This window comes from Photorhabdus akhurstii (genome assembly GCF_019090985.1).
Taxonomy (GTDB): domain Bacteria; phylum Pseudomonadota; class Gammaproteobacteria; order Enterobacterales; family Enterobacteriaceae; genus Photorhabdus; species Photorhabdus akhurstii.
On record NZ_CP020335.1, the window covers coordinates 3,812,347 to 3,837,337 of the forward strand.

The window sequence follows — 24,991 nt, forward strand, 5'->3', positions numbered from 1 at the left end:
ATAAACTACAAATAACTTACAAGCGGAATACATTCGTATAACTGATTATGAGAACATCTGAGGGTTCGTTGGATTCGAACTTATATAGTCTTCATCCTTCTCAGGAAGATGTGTTTTACGAACAAGTGCTTTATGAGAATAGTCCAATACACAGCCTCGGCTGGTATACATTGATAGAGAAAAATGTTGATATCGTTATTCTGCAAAAAGTGTGGAATTTACTATATCAACACATTGATATGTTACGTTTACGTATATCAATTAATTCGAATAATGAAGCTATTCAATATATTCAAAATCAGAGTACGCCAGAATTAATCAAGTGCTACGATGTTTCGATGCAGCTTGATCCTGAAAAGAAAGCCTATCTCTGGATGAAGCAACAAGTAGGTATTCCTATCGATTATTTAAAAGAAACTCCATATCAGGTTACACTAATTCGCTTAAATAATGAAAAACATTACTTTTTCACTAAATTCCATCATATTATGATTGATGGTGTCGGGGTATATCGACTTCATGAATATGTCCATAAATTATACAAATGTCTTGAAAATGAAACATCTACCGCATGGTTGTCAGAAATTCCACAATATTTAACTACAATAATCAAGTCGAGAAAATATTTTAATAACACTCAATATGAAAAAGATAAGAGTTATTGGTTTGATTTTCTGAAACAAAAAGAAATACATCAATTAACACCTTGCTACCAAAATACAGGTAGTGATAATTGTACGTTAATACTACCTCTTCCAATTAAAGAAGATTTGCGTACTTTTTGTAGAGAATACAAAACCAATCTGCTTTTCATCTTTTCGAGTCTGGTCAGCATTATTATGACTGAACTTACAGGGCAACAAGAGCTGGTTTTTAACACGATTACACATGGAAGAAAAGGAAAATCAGAAAAAGATGTTGTTGGGATGCATGCAAATATGTATCCGGTGCATTGTCATATTTCTCATGCGGCTAGTGTGATTGAACAGATTAAATTAACCGAATCTGAACTCAAAAATAGTTATTATCACTGTAAATTTCCTCAATCTCACCTTGCTCGAATTGCTCATAAACATAAGCTTTCTTTACCTAATATATCTATTTTCTATGAACGTTTTTCTGAGTCAGACTTCGAAGTCACCGAAAATCAGCACCATCACATAAATGGGGTATTTAATATTTATCCTATCGTCTTTAGATTAAAAAACTATGGGTATGCCCAGAAATTAAAAATAACGATAGATTATCTGCGGAAATACTTTAATAAGCAGGATGTCAACAGAATACTTAAACGATTGCAAAACCTGTTTATTACCTTACTCAACAACCCTGCATCATTAGTCAGTGAATTACCTATTTTATTAGAGCAGGAGCGTCATACATTACTGCATACCTGGAAACAACCCGATATATCCTATCCGCAAGACCGCACTCTCCAGCAGAAATTTGAGGCTCAGGCAACAGCCAGACCAGACAACATAGCGTTAGTGTTCGAAGGGAAAACACTGACTTATCGCCAACTAAACGAACGGGCTAACCAGTTAGCCACAGTGATTCGCGAACAGTATCAACAGCAGTACAATAAACCTATGCCAGCCGATACGCTGGTGGCTTTATATCTGGATCGTAGTCTGGAAATGGTCATCAGCATTCTGGCGGTGCTGAAAGCCGGGGGAGCCTATGTACCAATCTCCCCGGAATATCCGCCGGAGCGGGTCCGGTTTATTTTAGAAGATACCGCATCCCCCTGTGTGGTGACTCAACAGCGATATCTGACGACGCTAGGGAAATATACGCAGACACAGACTAAACAGCCTGCATTGATAGCTGCGGATGATCGAACAGTGACAGAAAACCTCTCGACAGAGAATCCGGTATCCGTCAGCGGAGCCGCAGATCTGGCGTACGTTATCTATACTTCAGGCACAACCGGACAACCGAAAGGCGTGTTGCAGACACATCATAATGTCGTGCGTTTATTCGCAACTACTCAGGAGGATTATCAATTTGATCAAAATGATACCTGGGTGCTGTACCATGCTTACACATTTGATTTCAGTGTCTGGGAATTATGGGGCGCATTGCTCTATGGCGGGCGTTTAATTATTCCGACCGTAGAATGTACGAAGGATTTCGGCAGATTCAGTCATCTCTGTTCAGATCAGAAAGTTACCGTATTAAACCAGACACCCGGGGCATTTTATGCCTTTATTGATGCATCATTGAATATTGGCGCTGAATTTCCCCACCTTCGCTACGTGATTTTTGGTGGAGATAAACTGAATCCGGTTCAATTGAAACCCTGGTGGAACCATTACGGCGATCAATCTCCTGCTCTCATCAATATGTATGGGATAACCGAAACAACCGTACATGTTACCTACAAGAAATTAACCCAAGGCGACGCCACAACAGTATCTTGCATTGGACGGCCATTAAATGACATGTACGCCTATGTCTTAAATCATTCCGGGAACCTTGTCCCCATTGGCGCACCCGGAGAGTTATACATCGGCGGTGCTGGACTGGCTCGGGGATATTTAAACCGGCCTGAACTGACAGCCGAACGTTTTGTAGAGAACCCATTCGCCACCAATAAAGATAAGGAACGCGGTTACACCCGCCTGTATAAAACCGGCGATTTAGTCCGCTGGCAGCCGGATGGCAATCTGGAATATCTCGGGCGCAACGATTTTCAAGTCACAATCCGCGGTTATCGCATTGAACTGGGCGAAATTGAGACTGCACTCGCTTTGCACCCACAGGTAAAACAGGCCGTGGTGATCGATCGCGAATATGAGGGTAATAAAGCACTGGCGGCATATCTGGTGACGGCGGGGAAACTCTCAGACAATGAGCTTATAAGACACTTATCTTCCCGTCTGCCGGACTACATGCTACCGGCCAGCTTTACCCGTATTGAATCCATTCCTCTGACCCTAAACGGCAAAGTGGATCGGCGGGCATTGCCGGAACCTGTCTGGGGAAATAAAGAGGGATACGTGGCGCCCCGCAATACGCTGGAAACCCAACTGTGTGCCATTTGGCAGGACATGTTAGGTATGGAACGGGTAGGCATCGAGGATAATTTCTTCCGTATCGGGGGCAACTCCCTGACGGCAATTAGGTTGACCGCCGCCATCCGCCGCATACTGGCAACCGAGGTCTCACTGGCGCAGTTGTTTGCGCTGAAAACCATCGCGGGCCTGACAACCCAGATGGAACAGCAGATTTATACGGTTATCCCTCATCTGGCACGGGAGCGTTATCCCTTATCGTTCGCTCAGGAGCGGATGCTATTTATCGAGCAATTTGAACAAGGCTCCGATACCTACCATATCCCTTATCTGGTTCAACTGGATAATGATGCCTGTCTGCCCCTGTTGGAAACCGCCATTAACCGGCTGGCTGAACGCCATGCTGTAATGAAGATGGCGTACCGCAGCAATGATGAAGGGCAGATTGCTCCTCAGGTGCTGGACAGCAGTTTGGTTATCCAATCCCAACTCTGTGAAAATGCTGGCACACTTTTGGACACGGTTCGGGCAGAAATAGCCACCCCGTTTGATTTAACCGCAGAACCCAGCCTGCGCCTGTGCCATTATTCGGTGTCTGGCCGACACTACTTATTAATGCTATGGCACCATATCGCCATTGATGGCTGGTCGGTCGATATCTTTATGGCTGAACTGGCAGAGATTTACCACTCCTTACGGGAAGGCCGCGACAGCCAGCTTCCCCCGTTGGAGATTACCTACGGCGATTACGCCGTCTGGCAACGGGACTATTTACAGGGCGACATCGGTGAACGCCAGCTCGCTTACTGGCGGCAGGCCCTGGCCGGTTATGAATCACTGGCCTTGCCCACCGATTATCCCAGACCCACACGGGTGAATTATCAGGGACGGGATTTCAAGTTTGTGCTAAACACCCGGTTGTCTGAACAGTTAAGGACGCTGGCAAAAGCGCAGGAAACCACCCTGTATACCGTGCTGCTCAGCGCCTTTTATCTCACGCTGGCAAAATTATCCGGGCAAAATGATATCGTCCTGGGGACGCCGACGGATAACCGTCACCACGCCCAAACCCAGCCCCTGATTGGGATGTTTGTCAACTCACTGGCCTTAAGAATACAACTTCAACAAACCGCCAGTGTGGAAGCACTGATTCAACAGACCCATCAGCGGGTGACTGAGGCCAAGGTCCATCAGGACATGCCGTTTGAACAACTGGTTGAGGCGCTGGATATTGAGCGTGACACCGCCCGCCATCCGATTTTTCAGGTGATGTTCGGGTTGCAGAACTTTGGAGAAAATCCGCCAGACAGTCGTCTGCCGTTCAGGCCGGTGACACTGGATGAGCCGTTATACAGCCCTGCTAAGTTTGACCTGAGCCTGCTTTTATCCGATGGGCAAACCGATATTACCGGGTGTCTGAACTACGCCGTCAGCCTGTTTGCTGAGGCTGCCATCGAGAGACTGGCGGGGATTTATCAACGGGTGCTGGCAGCCTTCGTGGCAGACCAGACACAATCGCTGTCCGAAATTGACATCCTGTCTGCCCAGGAACGTTATACCCTGCTGCACTGCTGGAATCAGACCGACGCGCCTTACCCGCGGGATAAAACCCTGCAACAACTGTTTGAAACCCAAGTGGAAAGCACACCAGATAACATAGCGTTGGTGTTTGAAGGCGAATCCCTGACCTACCGCCAGCTTAACGAACGGGCAAACCAACTGGCCTATGTGATCCGTGAACGGTGTCAGCCACACCATCATGTTCCTATGCAAGCGGATACCCCCATCGCCCTCTACCTCGACCGCAGTCTGGAAATGGTGATCAGTATTTTGGCGGTACTGAAAGCCGGTGGCGCCTATGTGCCCATTTCGCCGGAATACCCACCAGAACGAGTCCAGTTTATCCTGACTGACACGGCAGCTTCCTGCATATTGGCCCAACAGCGACACTTGATAACGCTGACGGCATACAGTCAGACACTCGTGGAACAGCCGATACTGATAGCAACGGATGACCCGATAATCACCGCAGGCCAGCCCGAGGACAATCCGATATCGGTAAACAAACCCTCAGATTTGGCTTATATCATTTATACCTCAGGCACCACCGGCCAGCCGAAAGGCGTCATGATTGAGCACAAGAATGTGGCGCATATGGCGGCGGCACAGGCAGAAATTTTTAATGCCGCCAAGAGAAAAAAAGCCTTAATGTTTGCCGCCTATGTGTTTGATGGCTCTGTTTTCGAGCTCTTCCCCAGTTTATTTAATGGCCTGACGCTTTACCTTTGCAGCGAAACAGAACGTCATGCCCAGGCAATTGAAAAACTCATTCAACGAGAAGGCATTGAAATCGCCGCCTTACCGCCAGCCATACTCAAGCTGTTAATTGGCTCGCACTTACCTTCCTTGCAGTTATTAGTGACCGCCGGAGAATCCCCCTCGCTGGATTTTCTTGACCATTTCAGCCGTCATAGCTCTGTCCTCAATTCTTATGGTCCAACTGAAGTGACCGTTTGTGCGACCGAAAAAATATATCAGCCTGGGGTCATCCCAACCAATATCGGCAAAGCCATTAATAACGCCCGCCTTTATGTTCTTGATAGTCATGGTCATCTGTCTCCTGTCGGAGCGCCGGGAGAACTGCATATCGGTGGGGCCGGAGTCGCGCGAGGTTACTGGAACCAGCCTGAACTCACCACCGAGAAGTTTATAACAAACCCCTTTGCTACCGCAGCAGATAAAGCCAAAGGTTATACCCGTCTGTATAAAACCGGTGATTTAGTCCGCTGGCGGCCGGATGGCAATCTGGAATATCTCGGACGCGATGATTTCCAAGTCAAAATCCGCGGATACCGCATAGAACTGGGCGAAATTGAGACTGCCCTTGCGACTCATCCTCAAGTCAAACAGGCAGTGGTGATTGACCGTGATCATAACGGTCATAAAGTACTGGTCGCGTATCTGGTGACGGAAGAGAAACTCTCAGACGATGAGCTCGTCAGGCACTTATCTTCCCACCTGCCAGAACATATGGTGCCTGCCAGCTTTACCCTTATTGAGTCCGTTCCTCTGACCCTGAACGGCAAACTGGATCGGCGGGCATTGCCGGAACCTGTCTGGGGAAATAAAGAGGGATACGTGGCTCCCCGCAATACGCTGGAAACCCAACTGTGTGCCATTTGGCAGGACGTGTTAGGTGTGGAACGGGTAGGCATCGAGGATAATTTCTTCCGTATCGGGGGCAACTCCCTGACGGCAATTAAGCTGACCGCCGCCATCCACCGCATACTGGCAACCGAGGTTTCACTGGCGCAGTTGTTTGCGCTGAAAACCATCGCGGGCCTGACAACCCAGATGGAACAGCAGATTTATACGGTTATTCCTCATCTGGCACGAGAGTGCTACCCCTTATCGTTCGCTCAGGAGCGGATGCTATTTATCGAGCAATTTGAACAAGGCTCCGATACCTACCATATCCCTTATCTGGTTCAACTGGATAATGATGCCTGTCTGCCTCTGTTGGAGGCCGCCATTAACCGGCTGGCTGAACGCCATGCTGTAATGAAGATGGTGTACCGCAGCGATGATGATGGACAGGTTTACCCACAGAGACTGGACGGAAATTTGGTTATCCAATCCCAGCCCTGTGAAAACACTGACATGCTGCGGAACACGGTTCGGGCAGAAATAGCCACCCCGTTTGATTTAACCGCAGAACCCAGCCTGCGCCTGCGCCACTATTCGGTGTCTGGTCGGCACTACTTACTAATGCTATGGCACCATATCGCCATTGATGGCTGGTCGGTCGATATCTTTATGGCTGAACTGGCGGAGATTTACCACTCCTTGCAGGAAGGACGCGACAGTCAGCTTCCCCCGCTGGAGATTACCTACGGCGATTACGCCGCCTGGCAACGGGACTATTTACAGGGCGACATCGGTGAACGCCAGCTCGCCTACTGGCAACAGGCCCTGTCCGGCTACGAATCACTGGCCCTGCCCACCGATTATCCCAGACCCACACAGGTGAATTATCAGGGACGGGATTTTAATTTTGTACTGGACACCCGGTTGTCTGAACAGTTAAGGACGCTGGCAAAAACGCAGGAAACCACCCTGTATACCGTGCTGCTCAGCGCCTTTTATCTCACGCTGGCAAAATTGTCCGGGCAAAATGATATCGTCCTGGGGACGCCGACCGATAACCGCCACCACGCCCAAACCCAATCCCTGATTGGGATGTTTGTCAACTCACTGGCCTTAAGGATACCACTTCAACAAACCGCCAGTGTGGAAGCACTGATTCAACAGACCCATCAACGAGTGACTGAGGCCAAGACCCATCAGGATATGCCGTTTGAACAACTGGTTGAGGCACTGGATATTGAGCGTGACACCGCCCGCCATCCGATTTTTCAGGTGATGTTCGGGTTGCAGAACTTTGAAGAAAATCCGCCAGACAGTCGTCTGCCGTTCAGGCCGGTGACACTGGATGAATCGTTATACAGCCCTGCTAAGTTTGACCTGAGCCTGTTTCTATCCGATGGGCAAACTGATATTACCGGGTGTCTGAACTACGCCGTCAGCCTGTTTGCTGAGGCTGCCATCGAGAGACTGGCGGGGATTTATCAGCGGGTGCTGGCCGCCTTCGTGGCAGACCAGACACAATCGCTGTCCGAAATTGACATCCTGTCTGCCCAGGAGCGCCATACTCTGTTGCACCGATGGAATCAGACTGATGCGCCTTACCCGCAGGATAAAACCCTGCAACAACTGTTTGAAGCCCAGGTGGAAAGCACACCGGATAACGTCGCGCTGGTGTTTGAAGGCGAATCCCTGACCTACCGCCAACTTAACGAACGAGTCAACCAACTGGCTTATGTCATCCGTGAACGCTGTCAGCCACACCATCATGTTCCTATGCAAGCGGATACCCCCATCGCCCTCTACCTCGACCGTAGTCTGGACATGGTCATCAGTATTCTGGCGGCACTCAAAGCCGGGGGCGCTTATGTCCCCATTTCCCCTGAATATCCATTAGAGCGGGTTCGGTTTATTTTAGGCGATACCCAATCACCCTGCGTCGTCACTCAGCAAAAGTATCTGGCAACGCTGGCGACAGATACGCAAACATGCGCAGGACAACCGGTACTGATAGCAACGGATGACCCGACAATCACCGCAGGCCAGCCGGTAAATAATCCGACATCGGTAAACAAACCCTCGGATTTGGCCTATATCATCTATACCTCAGGCACCACCGGCCAGCCGAAAGGCGTCATGATTGAGCACAAAAATGTGGCTCATCTGGTGGCGGCACAGGCAGCGCTTTTTCATGCGACAAAGAGAAAAAAAGCCTTAATGTTTGCCGCTTATGTCTTTGACGCCTCGGTTTCCGAGTTATTCCTCAGCCTGCTTCATGGTCATACCATTTACCTTTGCAGCGAAACCGAACGTAACATCCCCGCCGTTGAAAAGCTTATCCAGCGGGAAAATATTGAAATAGCCACCTTACCCCCGGCCATACTGAAATTATTAACTGGGGCTCAGTTGCCTTCCCTGCAATTATTAGTCACCGCCGGAGAGTCACCTTCTCCAGATTTTCTTGACTATTTCAGCCAATACAACGGCATACTGAATGCTTACGGCCCGACAGAAGTGACCGTTTGTGCGGCAGGAAAGCAGTATCAACAGGGGGATATTGCAACAAACATTGGTAAAGCGATTAATAACGTCCGCCTTTACGTTCTTGATAATCACGGCAATCTGGCCCCTGTCGGCGCACCGGGAGAACTCTATATCGGCGGTGCCGGGCTGGCGCGGGGATATTTAAACCGTCCTGAACTAACGGCCGCATGTTTTGTAGCGAATCCCTTTGCCACCGCAGAAGACAAGGCTCTCGGTTACACCCGTCTGTATAAAACCGGCGATTTAGTCCGCTGGCAGCCGGATGGCAATCTGGAATATCTGGGCCGCAATGATTTTCAGGTCAAAATCCGTGGCTACCGCGTTGAATTGGGTGAAATAGAAATTGCCCTGACTGCCCACCCACAGGTAAAACAGGCAGTGGTGATTGACCATGAGCATAACAGCCATAAAGTACTGGCGGCATATCTGGTGACGACGGGGGGACTGTCTGATGACAGCCTGACTGAGCATCTCTCTTCCCGCTTACCGGAATACATGCTGCCGGCCAGCTTTACCCGTATTGAAACAGTCCCCCTGACTCTGAACGGCAAACTGGATCGCCGCGCCCTGCCTGAGCCAGTCTGGGGAAATAAAGAGGGATATGTGGCTCCCCGCAATGCGCTGGAAAAACAACTGTGTGCCATCTGGCAGGCGGTCTTGGGGCTGGATCGCATTGGCATTGAAGATAACTTTTTCCGCATCGGGGGGGATTCCATTGTCAGTATCCAACTGGTGTCAAAACTGCGGCAAGCGGGCTTTTCCCTCCAGGTTAAATCAATTTTTGAAGCACCAACGGTGGCCCGGTTAGCCCAACTGCTAGCTCTCTCATCATCTACCGTTAATATGCTCGCAGAGCAGGGACTGTTAAGCGGGGAATTTAGCCTGTTGCCTATCCAGCAGACCTTCTTCGACTGGAATTGGCCAAATCCACACCATTGGAATCAGGCATTTATGATCCAGATCCCCGGGGATATCAAATCCGCACAGATTGAACAGGCCCTGATAATGCTGGCTAAACGGCATGATATGCTGCGTGTCCGTTTTATAGATACCGAAAACGGCTACCGTCAGCACTATTCCACGGAAATGCCATCTTCATATTCCCTTTTACATCACTGTGATATCAGGGGATTAAATAAGGAAGCATTACATCAACAACTAACCCAATGGCAAAGTGGCTTTGATTATTGCCGCGGGCCATTATGGCAGGCAGGTCATCTGACCGGATATACGGATGGCAGCGCCCGGCTATTTTTCGCATTCCACCATCTGATTATTGATGTGGTTTCCTGGCGAATTATTGCTGAACATATGCGTCTGTTATTACAGGGGATGACCTTACCATTGAAGACCAGCAGTTATCGACAATGGGTAACAGCCGTCCATCATTATGCACAGCAGCATCAGGATGAAGTACCCTACTGGCAACAGGTGATAGCAGGAAACGGCACCAAACCCGCGCTGGGCGACATCACCCAACACCTGTTAAGCATTCCTGCCGAAATGACGGACATGCTACTACATGAAGCCAACACCGGTTACCACACTGAAATTAACGACTTACTGTTAAGCGCATTGACACTGGCTTTGCAGGAGACTTTCTACCAAGCAGCAAACTACATCATTCTGGAAGCACATGGCCGAGAATCCATTGACGACACATTAGATCTTTCCGAAACCGTTGGCTGGTTTACAACCACGTACCCTGTCCGCCTGGAAATGCAGACTGATATTGCAAAAACCATCATTCACACCAAAGAAATGCTTCGTGCCATACCGAATAAAGGTATTGGTTATAGTGCGTTACATCAAGCGGGATACCTGACCAGCGATTTACCAACCATCAGTTTCAACTACCTTGGTCAGTTAGGAGGAGCCAGCCATCAAGATTGGTCCATAACCAACGATGATTGTGGGTCTGTGTTAGCCAGCAAAAATATCAGTCATTTACTACTGGGCATTAACGGCGCAGTTCAGGCGGGAAAACTGCAATTCAGCGTGGATTCCCGCTTGCCACAAGCCCGGACAGAGATATTTATCACGGCATTTGAGCAAGCACTCAATAACGTCATTGCTGCTGGTCAAAAGCAGGCTCAATTGGGCGGAATAAAAACCCCCAGTGATTACGGGTTCAAAGACATTTCAATGGAACAGCTAAACCAGCTCACTCATCGTTTTGATCATATGAATCATGAAAATTCAGACTATCACTCAGAAAAGAAAACTATTTTGGACGTGTAAAAAATGTTGATGCTATTTAAAGAACTTAATAAAAATCATATGTCAGTATGGGTCTATGAAGATAAGTTGAAACTGGCGTTCACCGGAGAAACTCCTCCCTCCCAACTTATTGATAAGGTTAAACAGAGAAAAGAAAATATATTAGATTTTTTAAATAAAAAAAGTATTTTCTCTGAAAAAGATTTTAAAAGTTTTATTTTTAATGAAAATCATTCTGGTTCGAATGATTCAGTTATCTCCCCCAGAAAAAAAATTGAAGCGATATTTCCTGCTACCAGCTTACAACAGGGGTTTGTTTATCATCATCTGACTCAGCCACAGGATGATGCTTATCGTGTGCAATTGCTGTTGGATTATCACACCAATATCAACTTTCCCGTCTATCAACAAGCTTGGTCACTGGCTTCACTGCGTTTCCCCATTCTCAGAACCGCATTTGATTGGGAAGGAAAAATATTACAGATCGTAACAACAGGCGCCAGTATTGGACCATTGAACTTCAAGTTCAAAGATATCAGTCAATTACCCAAAGAAGACCGCAACAAGGCAATTGACGAAATTCAACAATATGACCGTACCCTACCTTTTGATTTAAGTCAGCCCGGGTTAATCCGCTTCACGCTCATCAGGCAGGATGAACAGTTAGTCACCATACTGCTTACGCAACATCACTGCATTGCTGATGGCTGGAGCCATCCGATTTTATTGCAAGCTGTGCATGAGTATTACAACCAATTGATAAGAGGGCAGAAGCCCCAGATTACGGTGGAACAAACTTATCTGGCAACCCAGCAATATCATCTGGATCATCAAGCTGAATCAGACACCTATTGGGCGGCATACAAAGCCCAATTTCAGGGTTCCAATGATTTTTCTGCGTTGTTAAGTCACCGTGTCGATTTAGCGCAAATAAAAAGCATTGAAAACCCGGCTGAACAAGAACTCATTATTCAGGGCAGCGCTTATGCGCAGCTTAAGGATATGTGCCGGACACAAGGGGTGACGCTGAATGTGGCCTTGCAATTTGCCTGGCATAAGCTACTTCACAGCTACACAGGCGATACACAGACCATTGTCGGCACCACCGTCTCCGGCCGCGATGTTCCGGTGGCGGGGATTGAGTCCAGTGTTGGCCTATATATCAATACCTTGCCACTGAGGGTGCAATGGCGTCCAACAGACAGTATTGCGGCGGTTTTACAAGATATTCAGACGGCTATCGCAGCCCTCAACAGCCACAGTGCCGTCTCGCTGGCCAGTTTACAATCCGACGGAGAACGCTTATTCCACAGCCTGCTGGTATTTGAAAACTACCCGGCCCCCGTGGTAAGCCAAAACCCTGCCGGTATAGAACATACCCTGACATTCCGTCAGTCCGTCGAAAAAGTGGATTATCCGGTATCGCTGGCAGCCTATGAGCACGATAACAGTCTCATCATCAAATTTAGTTATGGCAAAGACTGGCTGACAGAAGCACAGACACAGCGCCTACTGGGTCAGCTTGAACGTATCCTGCACGCGGCGGCATGCAACCCAGACCAGTTACATACGTCAATCACCTTCCTCAGCGAAACAGAGCGTCATACCCTGTTGCACCGCTGGAATCAGACCGATGCGCCTTACCCGCAGGATAAAACCCTGCAACAACTGTTTGAAGCCCAGGTGGAAAGCACACCGGATAACGTCGCGCTGGTGTTTGAAGGCGAATCCCTGACCTACCGCCAGCTTAACGAACGAGTCAACCAACTGGCTTATGTCATCCGTGAACGCTGTCAGCCACACCATCATGTTCCTATGCAAGCGGATACCCCCATCGCTCTCTACCTCGACCGCAGTCTGGACATGGTGATCAGTATTCTGGCGGTACTGAAAGCCGGTGGCGCTTATGTGCCTATTTCTCCTGAATATCCATTAGAGCGGGTTCGGTTTATTTTGGACGATACCCAATCCCCCTGCGTCGTCACTCAGCAAAGGTATCTGGCAACGCTGGCGACAGAGACGCAAACATGCGCAGGACAGCCGGTACTGATAGCAACGGATGACCCGACAATCACCGCAGACCAGCCGGTAAACAATCCGGCATCGGTAAACAAACCCTCGGATTTGGCTTATATCATCTACACCTCAGGCACCACCGGCCAGCCGAAAGGGGTCATGATTGAGCACAAAAATGTGGCTCATCTGGTGGCGGCACAGGCAGCGCTTTTTCATGCGACAAAGAGAAAAAAAGCCTTAATGTTTGCCGCTTATGTCTTTGACGCCTCAGTTTCCGAGTTATTCCTCAGCCTGCTTCATGGTCATACCATTTACCTTTGCAGCGAAACCGAACGTAATGTCCCCGCCGTTGAAAAGCTTATCCAGCGGGAAAATATTGAAATAGCCACCTTACCCCCGGCCATACTGAAATTATTAACTGGGGCTCAGTTGCCTTCCCTGCAATTATTAGTCACCGCCGGAGAGTCACCTTCTCCAGATTTTCTTGACTATTTCAGCCAATACAACGGCATACTGAATGCTTACGGCCCGACAGAAGTGACCGTTTGTGCGACAGGAAAGCAGTATCAACAGGGGGATATTGCAACAAACATTGGTAAAGCGATTAATAACGTCCGCCTTTACGTTCTTGATAATCACGGCAATCTGGCCCCTGTCGGCGCACCGGGAGAACTGTATATCGGCGGTGCCGGGCTGGCGCGGGGATATTTGAACCGTCCTGAACTAACGGCCGCATGTTTTGTGGCGAATCCCTTTGCCACCGCAGAAGACAAGGCTCTCGGTTACACCCGCCTGTACAGAACTGGCGATTTAGTCCGCTGGCAGCCGGATGGCAATCTGGAATATCTGGGCCGCAATGATTTTCAGGTCAAAATCCGTGGCTACCGCGTTGAATTGGGTGAAATAGAAATTGCCCTGACTGCCCACCCACAGGTAAAACAAGCAGTGGTGATTGACCGTGAGCATAACAGCCATAAAGTACTGGCGGCATATCTGGTGACGACAGGGGGACTGTCTGATGACAGCCTGATTGAGCATCTCTCTTCCCGTTTACCGGAATACATGCTGCCGGCCAGCTTTACCCGTATTGAAACAGTCCCCCTGACTCTGAACGGCAAACTGGATCGCCACGCTCTGCCTGAGCCAGTCTGGGGAAATAAAGAGGGATATGTGGCTCCCCGCAATGCGCTGGAAACCCAACTGTGTGCCATTTGGCAGGACGTGTTAGGACTGGAGCGCATTGGCATTGAAGATAACTTTTTCCGCATCGGAGGGGATTCCATTGTCAGTATTCAACTGGTGTCAAAACTGCGGCAAGCGGGCTTTTCCCTCCAGGTTAAATCAATTTTTGAAGCACCAACGGTGGCCCGGTTAGCCCAACTGCTAGCTCTCTCATCATCTACCGTTAATATGCTCGCAGAGCAGGGACTGTTAAGCGGGGAATTTAGCCTGTTGCCTATCCAACAGACCTTCTTCGACTGGAATTGGCCAAATCCACACCATTGGAATCAGGCATTTATGATCCAGATCCCCGGGGATATCAAATCCGTACAGATTGAACAGGCCCTGATAATGCTGACTAAACAGCACGATATGCTGCGTGTCCGTTTTATAGATACCGAAAACGGCTACCGTCAGTACTATTCCACGGAAATGCCATCTCCATATTCCCTCTTACATCACTGTGATATCAGGGGATTAAATAAGGAAGCATTACATCAACAACTAACCCAATGGCAAAGTAACTTTGATTATTGCCGCGGGCCATTATGGCAGGCAGGTCATCTGACCGGATATACGGATGGCAGCGCCCGGCTATTTTTCGCATTCCACCATCTGATTATTGATGTGGTTTCCTGGCGAATTATTGCTGAAGATATACGCAGATTGTTGCATGGCGAAACACTGCCAGAAAAAACCAGTAGTTATCGTCAATGGGTGAGTGCCGTCCATCACTATGCAAAACTCAATCAACAGGAAGTTTCCTACTGGCAGCAAGTCATAGCAGGGAACCCTACTCACACAGCTTCAGATGAAATCAGTCATCACATGCTGAGCATCTCCGCCGAATTGACCAACACTCTGCTGCATGAAGCCAATGCCGGCTATGAGACCGAAATAAATGACTTACTTCTCAGCGCTCTCACGCTGGCATTACAAGCTGTTTTTTCTCAACCGGTTAATCACATCACACTTGAAGGCCACGGTCGAGAGAGCATCGACAACAAACTGGATGTTTCTGAAACTATCGGCTGGTTTACCACGCTGTATCCCGTTCGTCTGGAAATGAAGACGAATATTGCAGACACCATCATTCACACCAAAGAGATGCTTCGTACTGTGCCCAATAAAGGCATTGGTTATGGGGCATTACATCAGGCAGGCTATTTGAATGGGGATTTACCGGCGATAAGCTTCAATTACCTCGGTCAATTGGGAGGAGCAATCGGGCAAAACTGGTCACTGACCAACGACTATTGTGGAAATGTAATAGCAAACAATAACTATAGTCATTTACTGCTAAATATTAACGGACTAATTCAAGCTGGCAGGCTGCAATTCAGTGTCAGTTCGCGCTTAACACCGACTCAGACACAAGTATTTATCACCGCATTTGAGCAGACTCTCCAGGTTGTCATTATGGCTGGTCAACAACAGGCGCAAGCCGGCGGGATAAAAACCCCTAGTGATTATGGTATTGACGGGCTGTCAATCTCTCGCCTACGCCAGCTACAACAGCGCTACCCGCTTGAAGCCCTGTACCCCGCTACCAGTTTACAACAAGGATTTATTTATCATCATCTGACCCAGCCACAAGATGATGCCTATCGCGTACAACTGTTGCTGGATTATCACACACAACTCGATCTTGCCGCCTACCAACGGGCCTGGGCGCTGGCCTCGCTACGCTTCCCCATCCTCAGAACAGCATTTAACTGGGAAGACGAGGTGTTACAAGTTGTGACGAAAGGCGCAAGTATTCATTCGGTGAATTTCGAGATCAAAGATATCAGTCAATTACCAAAAGAAGAATGGAACAGCGCCATTGACGCAATTCAACAACATGACCGTACCCTGCCGTTTGATCTAAGTCAGCCAGGCTTAATTCGCTTCACCTTAATTAAACAGAGTGAGCATCTGGTAACGGTGCTAATCACGCAACATCATTGTATTACCGATGGCTGGAGCAGCCCGATTTTATTGCAGGCTGTGCATGAATATTACAACGAACTCACACAAGAACGTGTCCCCCAAATAGTGGTAGATAAAGCCTATCTGGCAACCCAGCAATATTATCTGGATCATAAAGCAGAATCCGAGGCTTATTGGGCTGAACATAAATCACAACTCCACGGAATGAATGATTTTTCGCCCTTGCTAAGTCATTGCGTTGATTTAACGCAGATAAAAACCGTTGAAAAACCCGCTGAGCAACTATTCACTATACAGAGCAACACTTATGCGCAGCTTAAGGATATGTGCCGGACACAAGGGGTGACGCTGAATGTGGCCTTGCAATTTGCCTGGCATAAGCTACTTCACAGCTACACAGGCGATGCACAGACCATTGTCGGCACCACCGTCTCCGGCCGCGATGTTCCGGTGGCGGGGATTGAATCCAGTGTTGGCCTGTATATCAATACCTTGCCACTGAGGGTGCAATGGCGTCCAACAGACAGTATAGCCGCAGTTTTACAAGATATTCAGACGGCTATTGCAGCCCTCAACAGCCACAGTGCCGTCTCGCTGGCCAGTTTACAATCCGACGGAGAACGCTTATTCCACAGCCTGCTGGTATTTGAAAACTACCCGGCCCCCGTGGTAAGCCAAAACCCTGCCGGTATAGAACATACCCTGACATTCCGTCAGTCCGTCGAAAAAGTGGATTATCCGGTATCGCTGGCAGCCTATGAGCACGATAACAGTCTCATCATCAAATTTAGTTATGGCAAAGACTGGCTGACAGCAGCACAGACACAGCGCCTACTGGGTCAGCTTGAGCGTATCCTGCACGCGGCGGCATGCAACCCAGACCAGTTACATACGTCAATCACCTTCCTCAGCGAAACAGAGCATCATACTCTGTTGCACCGCTGGAATCAGACTGATGCCCCTTACCCGCAGGATAAAACCCTGCAACAACTGTTTGAAGCTCAAGTGGAAAGCACACCGGATAACGTGGCGCTGGTGTTTGAAGGCGAATCCCTGACCTATCGCCAGCTTAACGAACGGGCAAATCAACTGGCCTATGTGATCCGTGAACGCTGTCAGCCACACCATCATGTCCCTGTGCAAGCGGATACCCCCATCGCTCTCTACCTCGACCGTAGTCTGGACATGGTGATCAGTATTCTGGCGGCACTGAAAGCCGGGGGCGCTTATGTGCCCATTTCCCCTGAATATCCACTAGAGCGGGTTCGGTTTATTTTAGGCGATACCCAATCCCCCTGCGTCGTCACTCAGCAAAAGTATCTGGCAACGCTGGCGACAGATACGCAAACATGCGCAGGACAACCGGTACTGATAGCAACGGATGACCCGACAATCACCGCAGACCAGCCGGTAAACAATCCGGCATCGGTAAACAAATCCTCAGATTTGGCCTATATCATCTATACCTCAGGCACCACCGGCCAGCCGAAAGGGGTCATGATTGAGCACAAAAATGTGGCGCATCTGGTGGCGGCACAGGCAGCGCTTTTTCATGCGACAAAGAGAAAAAAAGCCTTAATGTTTGCTGCTTATGTCTTTGACGCCTCAGTTTCCGAGTTATTCCTCAGCCTGCTTCATGGTCATACCATTTACCTTTGCAGCGAAACCGAACGTAACATCCCCGCCGTTGAAAAGCTTATCCAGCGAGAAAACATCGAAATAGCCACCTTACCCCCGGCCATACTGAAATTATTAACTGGGACTCAGTTGCCTTCCCTGCAATTATTAGTGACCGCCGGAGAATCGCCTTCTCCAGATTTTCTTGACTATTTCAGCCAACACAACAGCATACTGAATGCTTACGGCCCGACAGAAGTGACCGTTTGTGCGACAGGGAAGCAGTATCAACAGGGGGATATTGCAACAAACATTGGTAAAGCGATTAATAACGTCCGCCTTTACGTTCTTGATAATCACGGCAATCTGTCCCCTGTCGGCGCACCGGGAGAACTCTATATCGGCGGTGCCGGGCTGGCGCGGGGATATTTGAACCAACCGGAACTGACGGCCGCATGTTTTGTGGCGAATCCCTTTGCCACCGCAGAAGATAAGGCACTCGGTTACACCCGCCTGTACAGAACTGGCGATTTAGTCCGCTGGCAGCCGGATGGCAATCTGGAATATCTGGGCCGCAATGATTTTCAGGTCAAAATCCGTGGCTACCGCGTTGAATTGGGTGAAATAGAAATTGCCCTGACTGCCCACCCACAGGTAAAACAGGCGGTGGTGATTGACCATGAGCATAACAGCCATAAAGTCCTGGCGGCATATCTGGTGACGACGGGGGAATTGTCTGATGACAGCCTGACTGAGCATCTCTCTTCCCGCTTACCGGACTATATGCTGCCTGCCAGCTTTACCCGTATTGAAACAGTCCCCCTGACTTTGAACGGCAAACTGGATCGCCGCGCCTTGCCTGAGCCAGTCTGGGGGGATCGTAACAACTATGTCGCGCCCCGCAATGCGCTGGAAACCCAACTGTGTGCCATTTGGCAGGACGTATTGGGGCTGGAGCGGGTGGGCATCGAGGATAATTTCTTCCGTATCGGGGGCAACTCCCTGACGGCAATTAAGCTGACCGCCGCCATCCACCGCATACTGGCAACCGAGGTCTCACTGGCGCAGTTGTTTGCGCTGAAAACCATCGCGGGCCTGACAACCCAGATGGAACAGCAGATTTATACGGTTATCCCTCATCTGGCACGGGAGCGTTATCCCTTATCGTTCGCTCAGGAGCGGATGCTATTTATCGAGCAATTTGAACAAGGCTCCGATACCTACCATATCCCTTATCTGGTTCAACTGGATAATGATGCCTGTCTGCCCCTGTTGGAAACCGCCATTAACCGGCTGGCTGAACGCCATGCTGTAATGAAGATGGCGTACCGCAGCAATGATGAAGGGCAGATTGCTCCTCAGGTGCTGGACAGCAGTTTGGTTATCCAATCCCAGCCCTGTGAAAACACTGACATGCTGCGGAGCACGGTTCGCGCTGAAATAGCCACCCCGTTTAATTTGGCTGCGGAACCCAGCCTGCGCCTGTGCCATTATTCGGTGTCTGGCCGACACTACTTATTAATGCTATGGCACCATATCGCCATTGATGGCTGGTCGGTCGATATCTTTATGGCTGAACTGGCAGAGATTTACCACTCCTTACGGGAAGGCCGTGACAGCCAGCTTCCCCCGCTGGAGATTACCTACGGCGATTACGCCGTCTGGCAACGGGACTATTTACAGGGCGACATCGGTGAACGCCAGCTCGCTTACTGGCGGCAGGCCCTGGCCGGTTATGAATCACTGGCCTTGCCCACCGATTATCCCAGACCCACACGGGTGAATTATCAGGGACGGGATTTCAAGTTTGTGCTAAACACCCGGCTGTCTGAACAGTTAAGGACGCTGGCAAAAGCGCAGGAAACCACCCTGTATACCGTGCTGCTCAGCGCCTTTTATCTCACGCTGGCAAAATTATCCGGGCAAAATGATATCGTCCTGGGGACGCCGACTGATAACCGCCACCACGCCCAAACCCAGTCCCTGATTGGAATGTTTGTCAACTCACTGGCCTTAAGGATACAACTTCAACAAACCGCCAGTGTGGAAGCACTGATTCAACAGACCCATCAGCGGGTGACTGAGGCCAAGGTCCATCAGGACATGCCGTTTGAACAGCTGGTTGAGGCGCTGGATATTGAGCGTGACACCGCCCGCCATCCGATTTTTCAGGTGATGTTCGGGTTGCAGAACTTTGGAGAAAATCCGCCAGACAGCCGTCTGCCGTTCAGACCAGTGACACTGGATGAATCGTTATACAACCCTGCCAAGTTTGACCTGAGCCTGCTTTTATCCGATGGGCAAACCGATATTACCGGGTGTCTGAATTACGCCGTCAGCCTGTTTGCTGAGGCCAGCATAGAGAGACTGGCGGGGATTTATCAACGGGTGCTGGCAGCCTTCGTGGCAGACCAGACACAATCGCTGTCCGAAATTGACATCCTGTCTGCCCAGGAGCGTTATACCCTGCTGCACTGCTGGAATCAGACCGACGCGCCTTACCCGCGGGATAAAACCCTGCAACAACTGTTTGAAGCCCAAGTGGAAAGTACACCGGATAATATAGCGCTGGTGTTTGGAGGCGAATCCCTGACCTACCGCCAGCTTAACGAACGAGTCAACCAACTGGCTTATGTCATCCGTGAACGCTGTCAGCCACACCATCATGTTCCTATGCAAGCGGATACCCCCATCGCCCTCTACCTCGACCGCAGTCTGGACATGGTGATCAGTATCTTGGCGGTACTGAAAGCCGGAGGCGCTTATGTGCCTATTTCCCCTGAATATCCATTAGAGCGGGTTCGGTTTATTTTAGACGATACCCAATCCCCCTGCGTCGTCACTCAGCAAAGGTATCTGGCAACGCTGGCGACAGATACGCAAACATGCGCAGGACAACCGGTACTGATAGCAACGGATGACCCGACAATCACCGCAGACCAACCCGTGGACAATCCGGCATCGGTAAACAAACCCTCAGATTTGGCCTATATCATCTATACCTCAGGCACCACCGGCCAGCCGAAAGGCGTCATGATTGAGCACAAAAATGTAGCTCATCTGGCGGCGGCACAGGCAGAAATTTTTGATGCCGCCAAGAGAAAAAAATCCTTAATGTTTGCCGCCTATGTGTTTGATGGCTCTGTTTTCGAGCTCTTCCCCAGCTTATTTAATGGCCTGACGCTTTACCTTTGCAGCGAAACTGAACGTCATGCCCAGGCAATTGAAAAACTTATTCAACGAGAAGGCATTGAAATCGCTGCCTTACCGCCAGCCATACTCAAACTGTTAATCGGCTCGCACTTACCTTCCTTGCAGTTATTAGTGACCGCCGGAGAATCCCCCTCGCTGGATTTTCTTGACCATTTCAACCGTCATAGCTCTGTCCTCAATTCTTATGGTCCAACCGAAGTGACCGTTTGTGCGACCGAAAAAATATATCAACATGGGGTCATTCCAACCAATATCGGCAAAGCCATTAATAACGCCCGCCTTTACGTTCTTGATAGTCACGGTCATCTGTCTCCTGTCGGCGCACCGGGAGAACTGTATATTGGCGGTGCCGGGCTAGCACGAGGATATTTGAACCAACCGGAACTGACGGCCGAATGTTTTGTGGCGAATCCCTTTGCCACCGCAAAAGACAAGGCTCTCGGTTACACCCGTCTGTACAGAACTGGCGATTTAGTCCGCTGGCGGTCGGATGGCAATCTGGAATATCTGGGCCGCAATGATTTTCAGGTCAAAATCCGCGGTTACCGCATAGAATTGGAAGAAATTAAAACTGCACTCACTTTGCACCCGCAGGTAAAACAGGCGGTGGTGATTGATCATGAGCACAACGGCCATAAAGTACTGGCGGCATATCTGGTGACGGCAGAGGAACTGTCTGATGACAGCCTGACTGAGCATCTCTCTTCCCGCTTACCGGACTATATGCTGCCTGCCAGCTTTACCCGTATTGAATCCGTGCCACTGACCCTGAATGGCAAACTGGATCGCCGCGCCCTGCCCGAGCCAGTTTGGGGGAATCGTGACAGCTATGTCGCGCCCCGCAATGCGTTGGAAACTCAGCTCTGTACCATTTGGCAGGCCATCTTGGGGCTGGAGCGGGTGAGCATTGATGATAACTTCTTCCGCGTCGGGGGGAACTCACTGATGGCAATTAAGCTGACCACAGCGATACGCCATGAAATGGGGATTGATATTCCTTTAAATATTTTATTTAACTACAAATGCATTTCTCTGTTATCCCAATGGTTGGAAACAGGCAATACAAAATCCAGCTTGCTTAATTTATTAACACCAAAATCAACGGCAACAAATAAGCTGTTTATGGTTCATCCTGCTAATGCCGGTAGTGAAGTCTATGAATTTCTGGCAAATAATTTATCTAGCACGTATAACTGTATAGGCATCGATAATTATAATCTCTGTACAGATAATCAGATAGATTCACTACACCAAATAGCTCAAATTTATAGGGAGTTAATTCTGACTGAAACTGCTATTGATCAACCTATTCGCATCTTAGGATGGTCATTAGGTGGGCAATTAGCGATGGAGATTGCATTTCAATTAGAACAGCTAGGCGCAAAAGAAATTCAATTGTTCTTGTTAGATACTATAATCAATAATGATGAGATAAAAGAGTTCAGAGATAACTTAGCTATATCAAGTGAACATGGTCCCATCATTGTAAAATTGCGAAAAATGGGGGCAAGTGATACCTATATTAATAAAGTTTTGGCAGCAATACCATTTGAACATAGAATGACTAACTGCAATTTAAGCGGGAAATTATCTTATACCAATATTATCCTATTTAAAGCAGGCCAAATGACACCATATTGCATAGATGAAATTCAATTAGCTATGGGTAAATTGATAACAAAAATATCGGATAATAATATCTCCCAATGGACAGTCAATCCATTAGTGATTACATTGCTTAATGATTATTATCATGAAAATATTATTGAAGCTGTTTCCATTATCAGCGAAAAAATAATTAACACTCGGTCAATTAAGGATAATATCAATATAACTTGATTATGGTTTACGGGGCCGGCATTGCTGGCCCCGTCAGATTTCTAGTCGAAATGAACATTCAATCCCTAGCCAAACCACCAAACGCACAATCAATAACCTTATCAACAAATTCAGGTGTAATAGGAGAAAAAGAAACCATATATTTGTAGTAAATAGCACCGAAAATGCAGTCTAACAATAAATCATGATCAGTATTAGAAGAAATTTCTCCCTGCTTGATAGCATGTAAAATGCTCTGCTTTCCTAACTGTCGTCGTGGTTCAAGCCAGCGCTGAATAAAAACCTCCCTCACCTCAGTATCATACTGCGCTGCTCCCAACAGATATCTGAACAGCAACCCGCGCTTACTTTGCAACACTTCAATAAGTTTCTTAATGGTAACCCGCATGGATTCTATCACCGGCATCTGTTTGTCATAAATAATCAGAAGCTCAATATCATCAAAGAAAGCATCCATTAAAACCGCTGATACATTCGGCCATCTACGATAAATAGTCGATTTCGCAACGCCTGAATACAAAGCAATATGATTAATAGTGATATCTGCAATCCGTCCACTTTCAGCGAGAGCAAGTGCGGCACTCAACACAGTTTTTGTCGTGTCACTATCGCGCGGGCGCCCACGTCTTAATGAGGATAGCCGCTCATGCTCACTCATAACTCCCTCCGTCTATTGCAAAAAGTACCTATATTTAGGTATTGACAAATAATACCAGAAAAGCAAGTTTAGACGCTCTAATTTCGATACCAATAGTTTCGTATTTAATAAGGGTAATCGGAATAGAGTGCTATTTCTAGTAAAAAACGGGATGTACTCCGTAAAACCGAACAAACAATTCAATGCTCAACTCATAGAAAATGTTCCTAGGAACATTAATTCTGACTAAAGAATGGAGGAGAGAAATGTCTGTATATGATATCGCTATTATTGGCGCTGGCCCAGCAGGTTTAGCTGCGGTACAGAAATTGAAAGGAAAAGGTTTACGAGTCGTACTAATCGATAATGGCAAAGCTATTCATGAACGCGATAAAGATAATCTCGTTGAGATAACCGAAGGACACGGCGGCGCTGGGCTGTTTTCTGACGGAAAATTCTCATTTTTTCCTTCTGCCAGTGCACTTTGGGAATTACCAAACGAACCGGAATTACGGCAAGCCTATGAATGGACGTGCGCCACACTGAATACATATGGCCTGGACACACCGCCATTTCCAACAAATCCTAAAGACTTTACAGTGGGTTCCGGAGAATGGGTATTAAAAGATTATCCCTCCAATTATATGTCTCTTGAAGATAGAATTAATCTTGTTGAAGATATGGTGCAAACGGCAGATGCAGATATCATCACACAAACTAAATTCCTGTCTTATAAATACGTCAGAGGAAAAGATTCTCTGATTATGAATTTAAGAGACAATAATGCTAATACTTATCAAATTGAATGCCGACGAATCATTTTGGCTAGTGGAAGATTTGGTCCATTAGAGATTGCTAATCTAGTTGAAAAACAATCTTTCAATCGGCTAGAAGTTGGATTCCGCATTGAACAGCAAGAAGATTTAGCATTCTTTAAAAATATGAAGCAACTCGACCCGAAGTTAAAATTTCGGTCGGATGATGGCGTTATTGAATGGCGTACTTTCTGTGCTTGCCGGGATGGAGAAACAGTATTAACAAAAACCCAAGATTTATGGACCGTTTCCGGTCATTCTGACGGCCCTTCTACAGGACGATCTAATGTTGGGTTTAATACTCGTATTCTCGATGAAGATATCGCGGACCGAACACTCAATAATGTTGTCTCCGCCATGAAGCAAAAGGATTCTTACTTTAGAATCAAAGTACAAGATGTATTAGCAGGAAATGCCCACATCATTACACAACTTGTATCTATTTATGGCGAAGAGCTATTCGATAAAATGTTGCAAGGATTACGTAATATCATTAAAAAATTTCCTGAAATCGATCACGAGAATACGCATATCGTTGGTCCTACACTAGAAGGCGTCGGTTGGTATCCCAGTCTTGACGGCGATTTAAGCCTGGAAACTTCCCCTTATCCTGTATGGGTTGCAGGAGATGCTTGTGGAATTTTCAGAGGTATTGTTGCTGCAATGATTAGTGGTCACTATGCCGCCTCAGCGGTTCTTAAGACCTTGGCAGTAAAAGCCGCCTAATCCGTGAGCTAGCTGAAATAAGCGGGGGATTACTAAGATAGGTAATCCCT

General features: G+C 48.0%; 4 protein-coding genes. 3 read left to right on the forward strand and 1 reads right to left on the reverse strand.

Features of this window, described 5'->3' with window-relative positions; translation table 11 throughout:
• Nucleotides 1–68 precede the first annotated feature (68 nt).
• Together B0X70_RS16320 and B0X70_RS16325 are read left to right on the forward strand one after the other, a co-directional pair.
• Nucleotides 69–10,946 (forward strand): non-ribosomal peptide synthetase, encoded by a 10,878-nt coding sequence (locus B0X70_RS16320; RefSeq protein WP_246593322.1) that lies wholly within the window; start codon nt 69–71, stop codon nt 10,944–10,946.
• A gap of 3 nt (nt 10,947–10,949) precedes the next feature.
• A complete protein-coding gene (locus B0X70_RS16325; RefSeq protein ID WP_217469825.1) occupies nt 10,950–22,763 on the forward strand; it encodes a non-ribosomal peptide synthetase in 11,814 nt (3,937 codons plus the stop codon).
• 58 nt (nt 22,764–22,821) lie between these two features.
• On the opposite strand, the gene B0X70_RS16330 is transcribed toward B0X70_RS16325, so the two are convergent.
• Nucleotides 22,822–23,421 carry a TetR/AcrR family transcriptional regulator gene (locus tag B0X70_RS16330; RefSeq protein WP_217469826.1) on the reverse strand — a complete coding sequence of 200 codons (600 nt, stop codon included), beginning with the start codon at nt 23,419–23,421 and terminating at the stop codon, nt 22,822–22,824.
• A gap of 245 nt (nt 23,422–23,666) precedes the next feature.
• Here B0X70_RS16330 and B0X70_RS16335 point away from each other — a divergent pair, with 245 nt between their 5' ends.
• On the forward strand, nt 23,667–24,941 hold the full coding sequence (locus tag B0X70_RS16335) for an FAD-dependent oxidoreductase (RefSeq protein ID WP_040149209.1): 1,275 nt from the start codon (nt 23,667–23,669) through the stop codon (nt 24,939–24,941).
• Nucleotides 24,942–24,991: the final 50 nt, after the last annotated feature.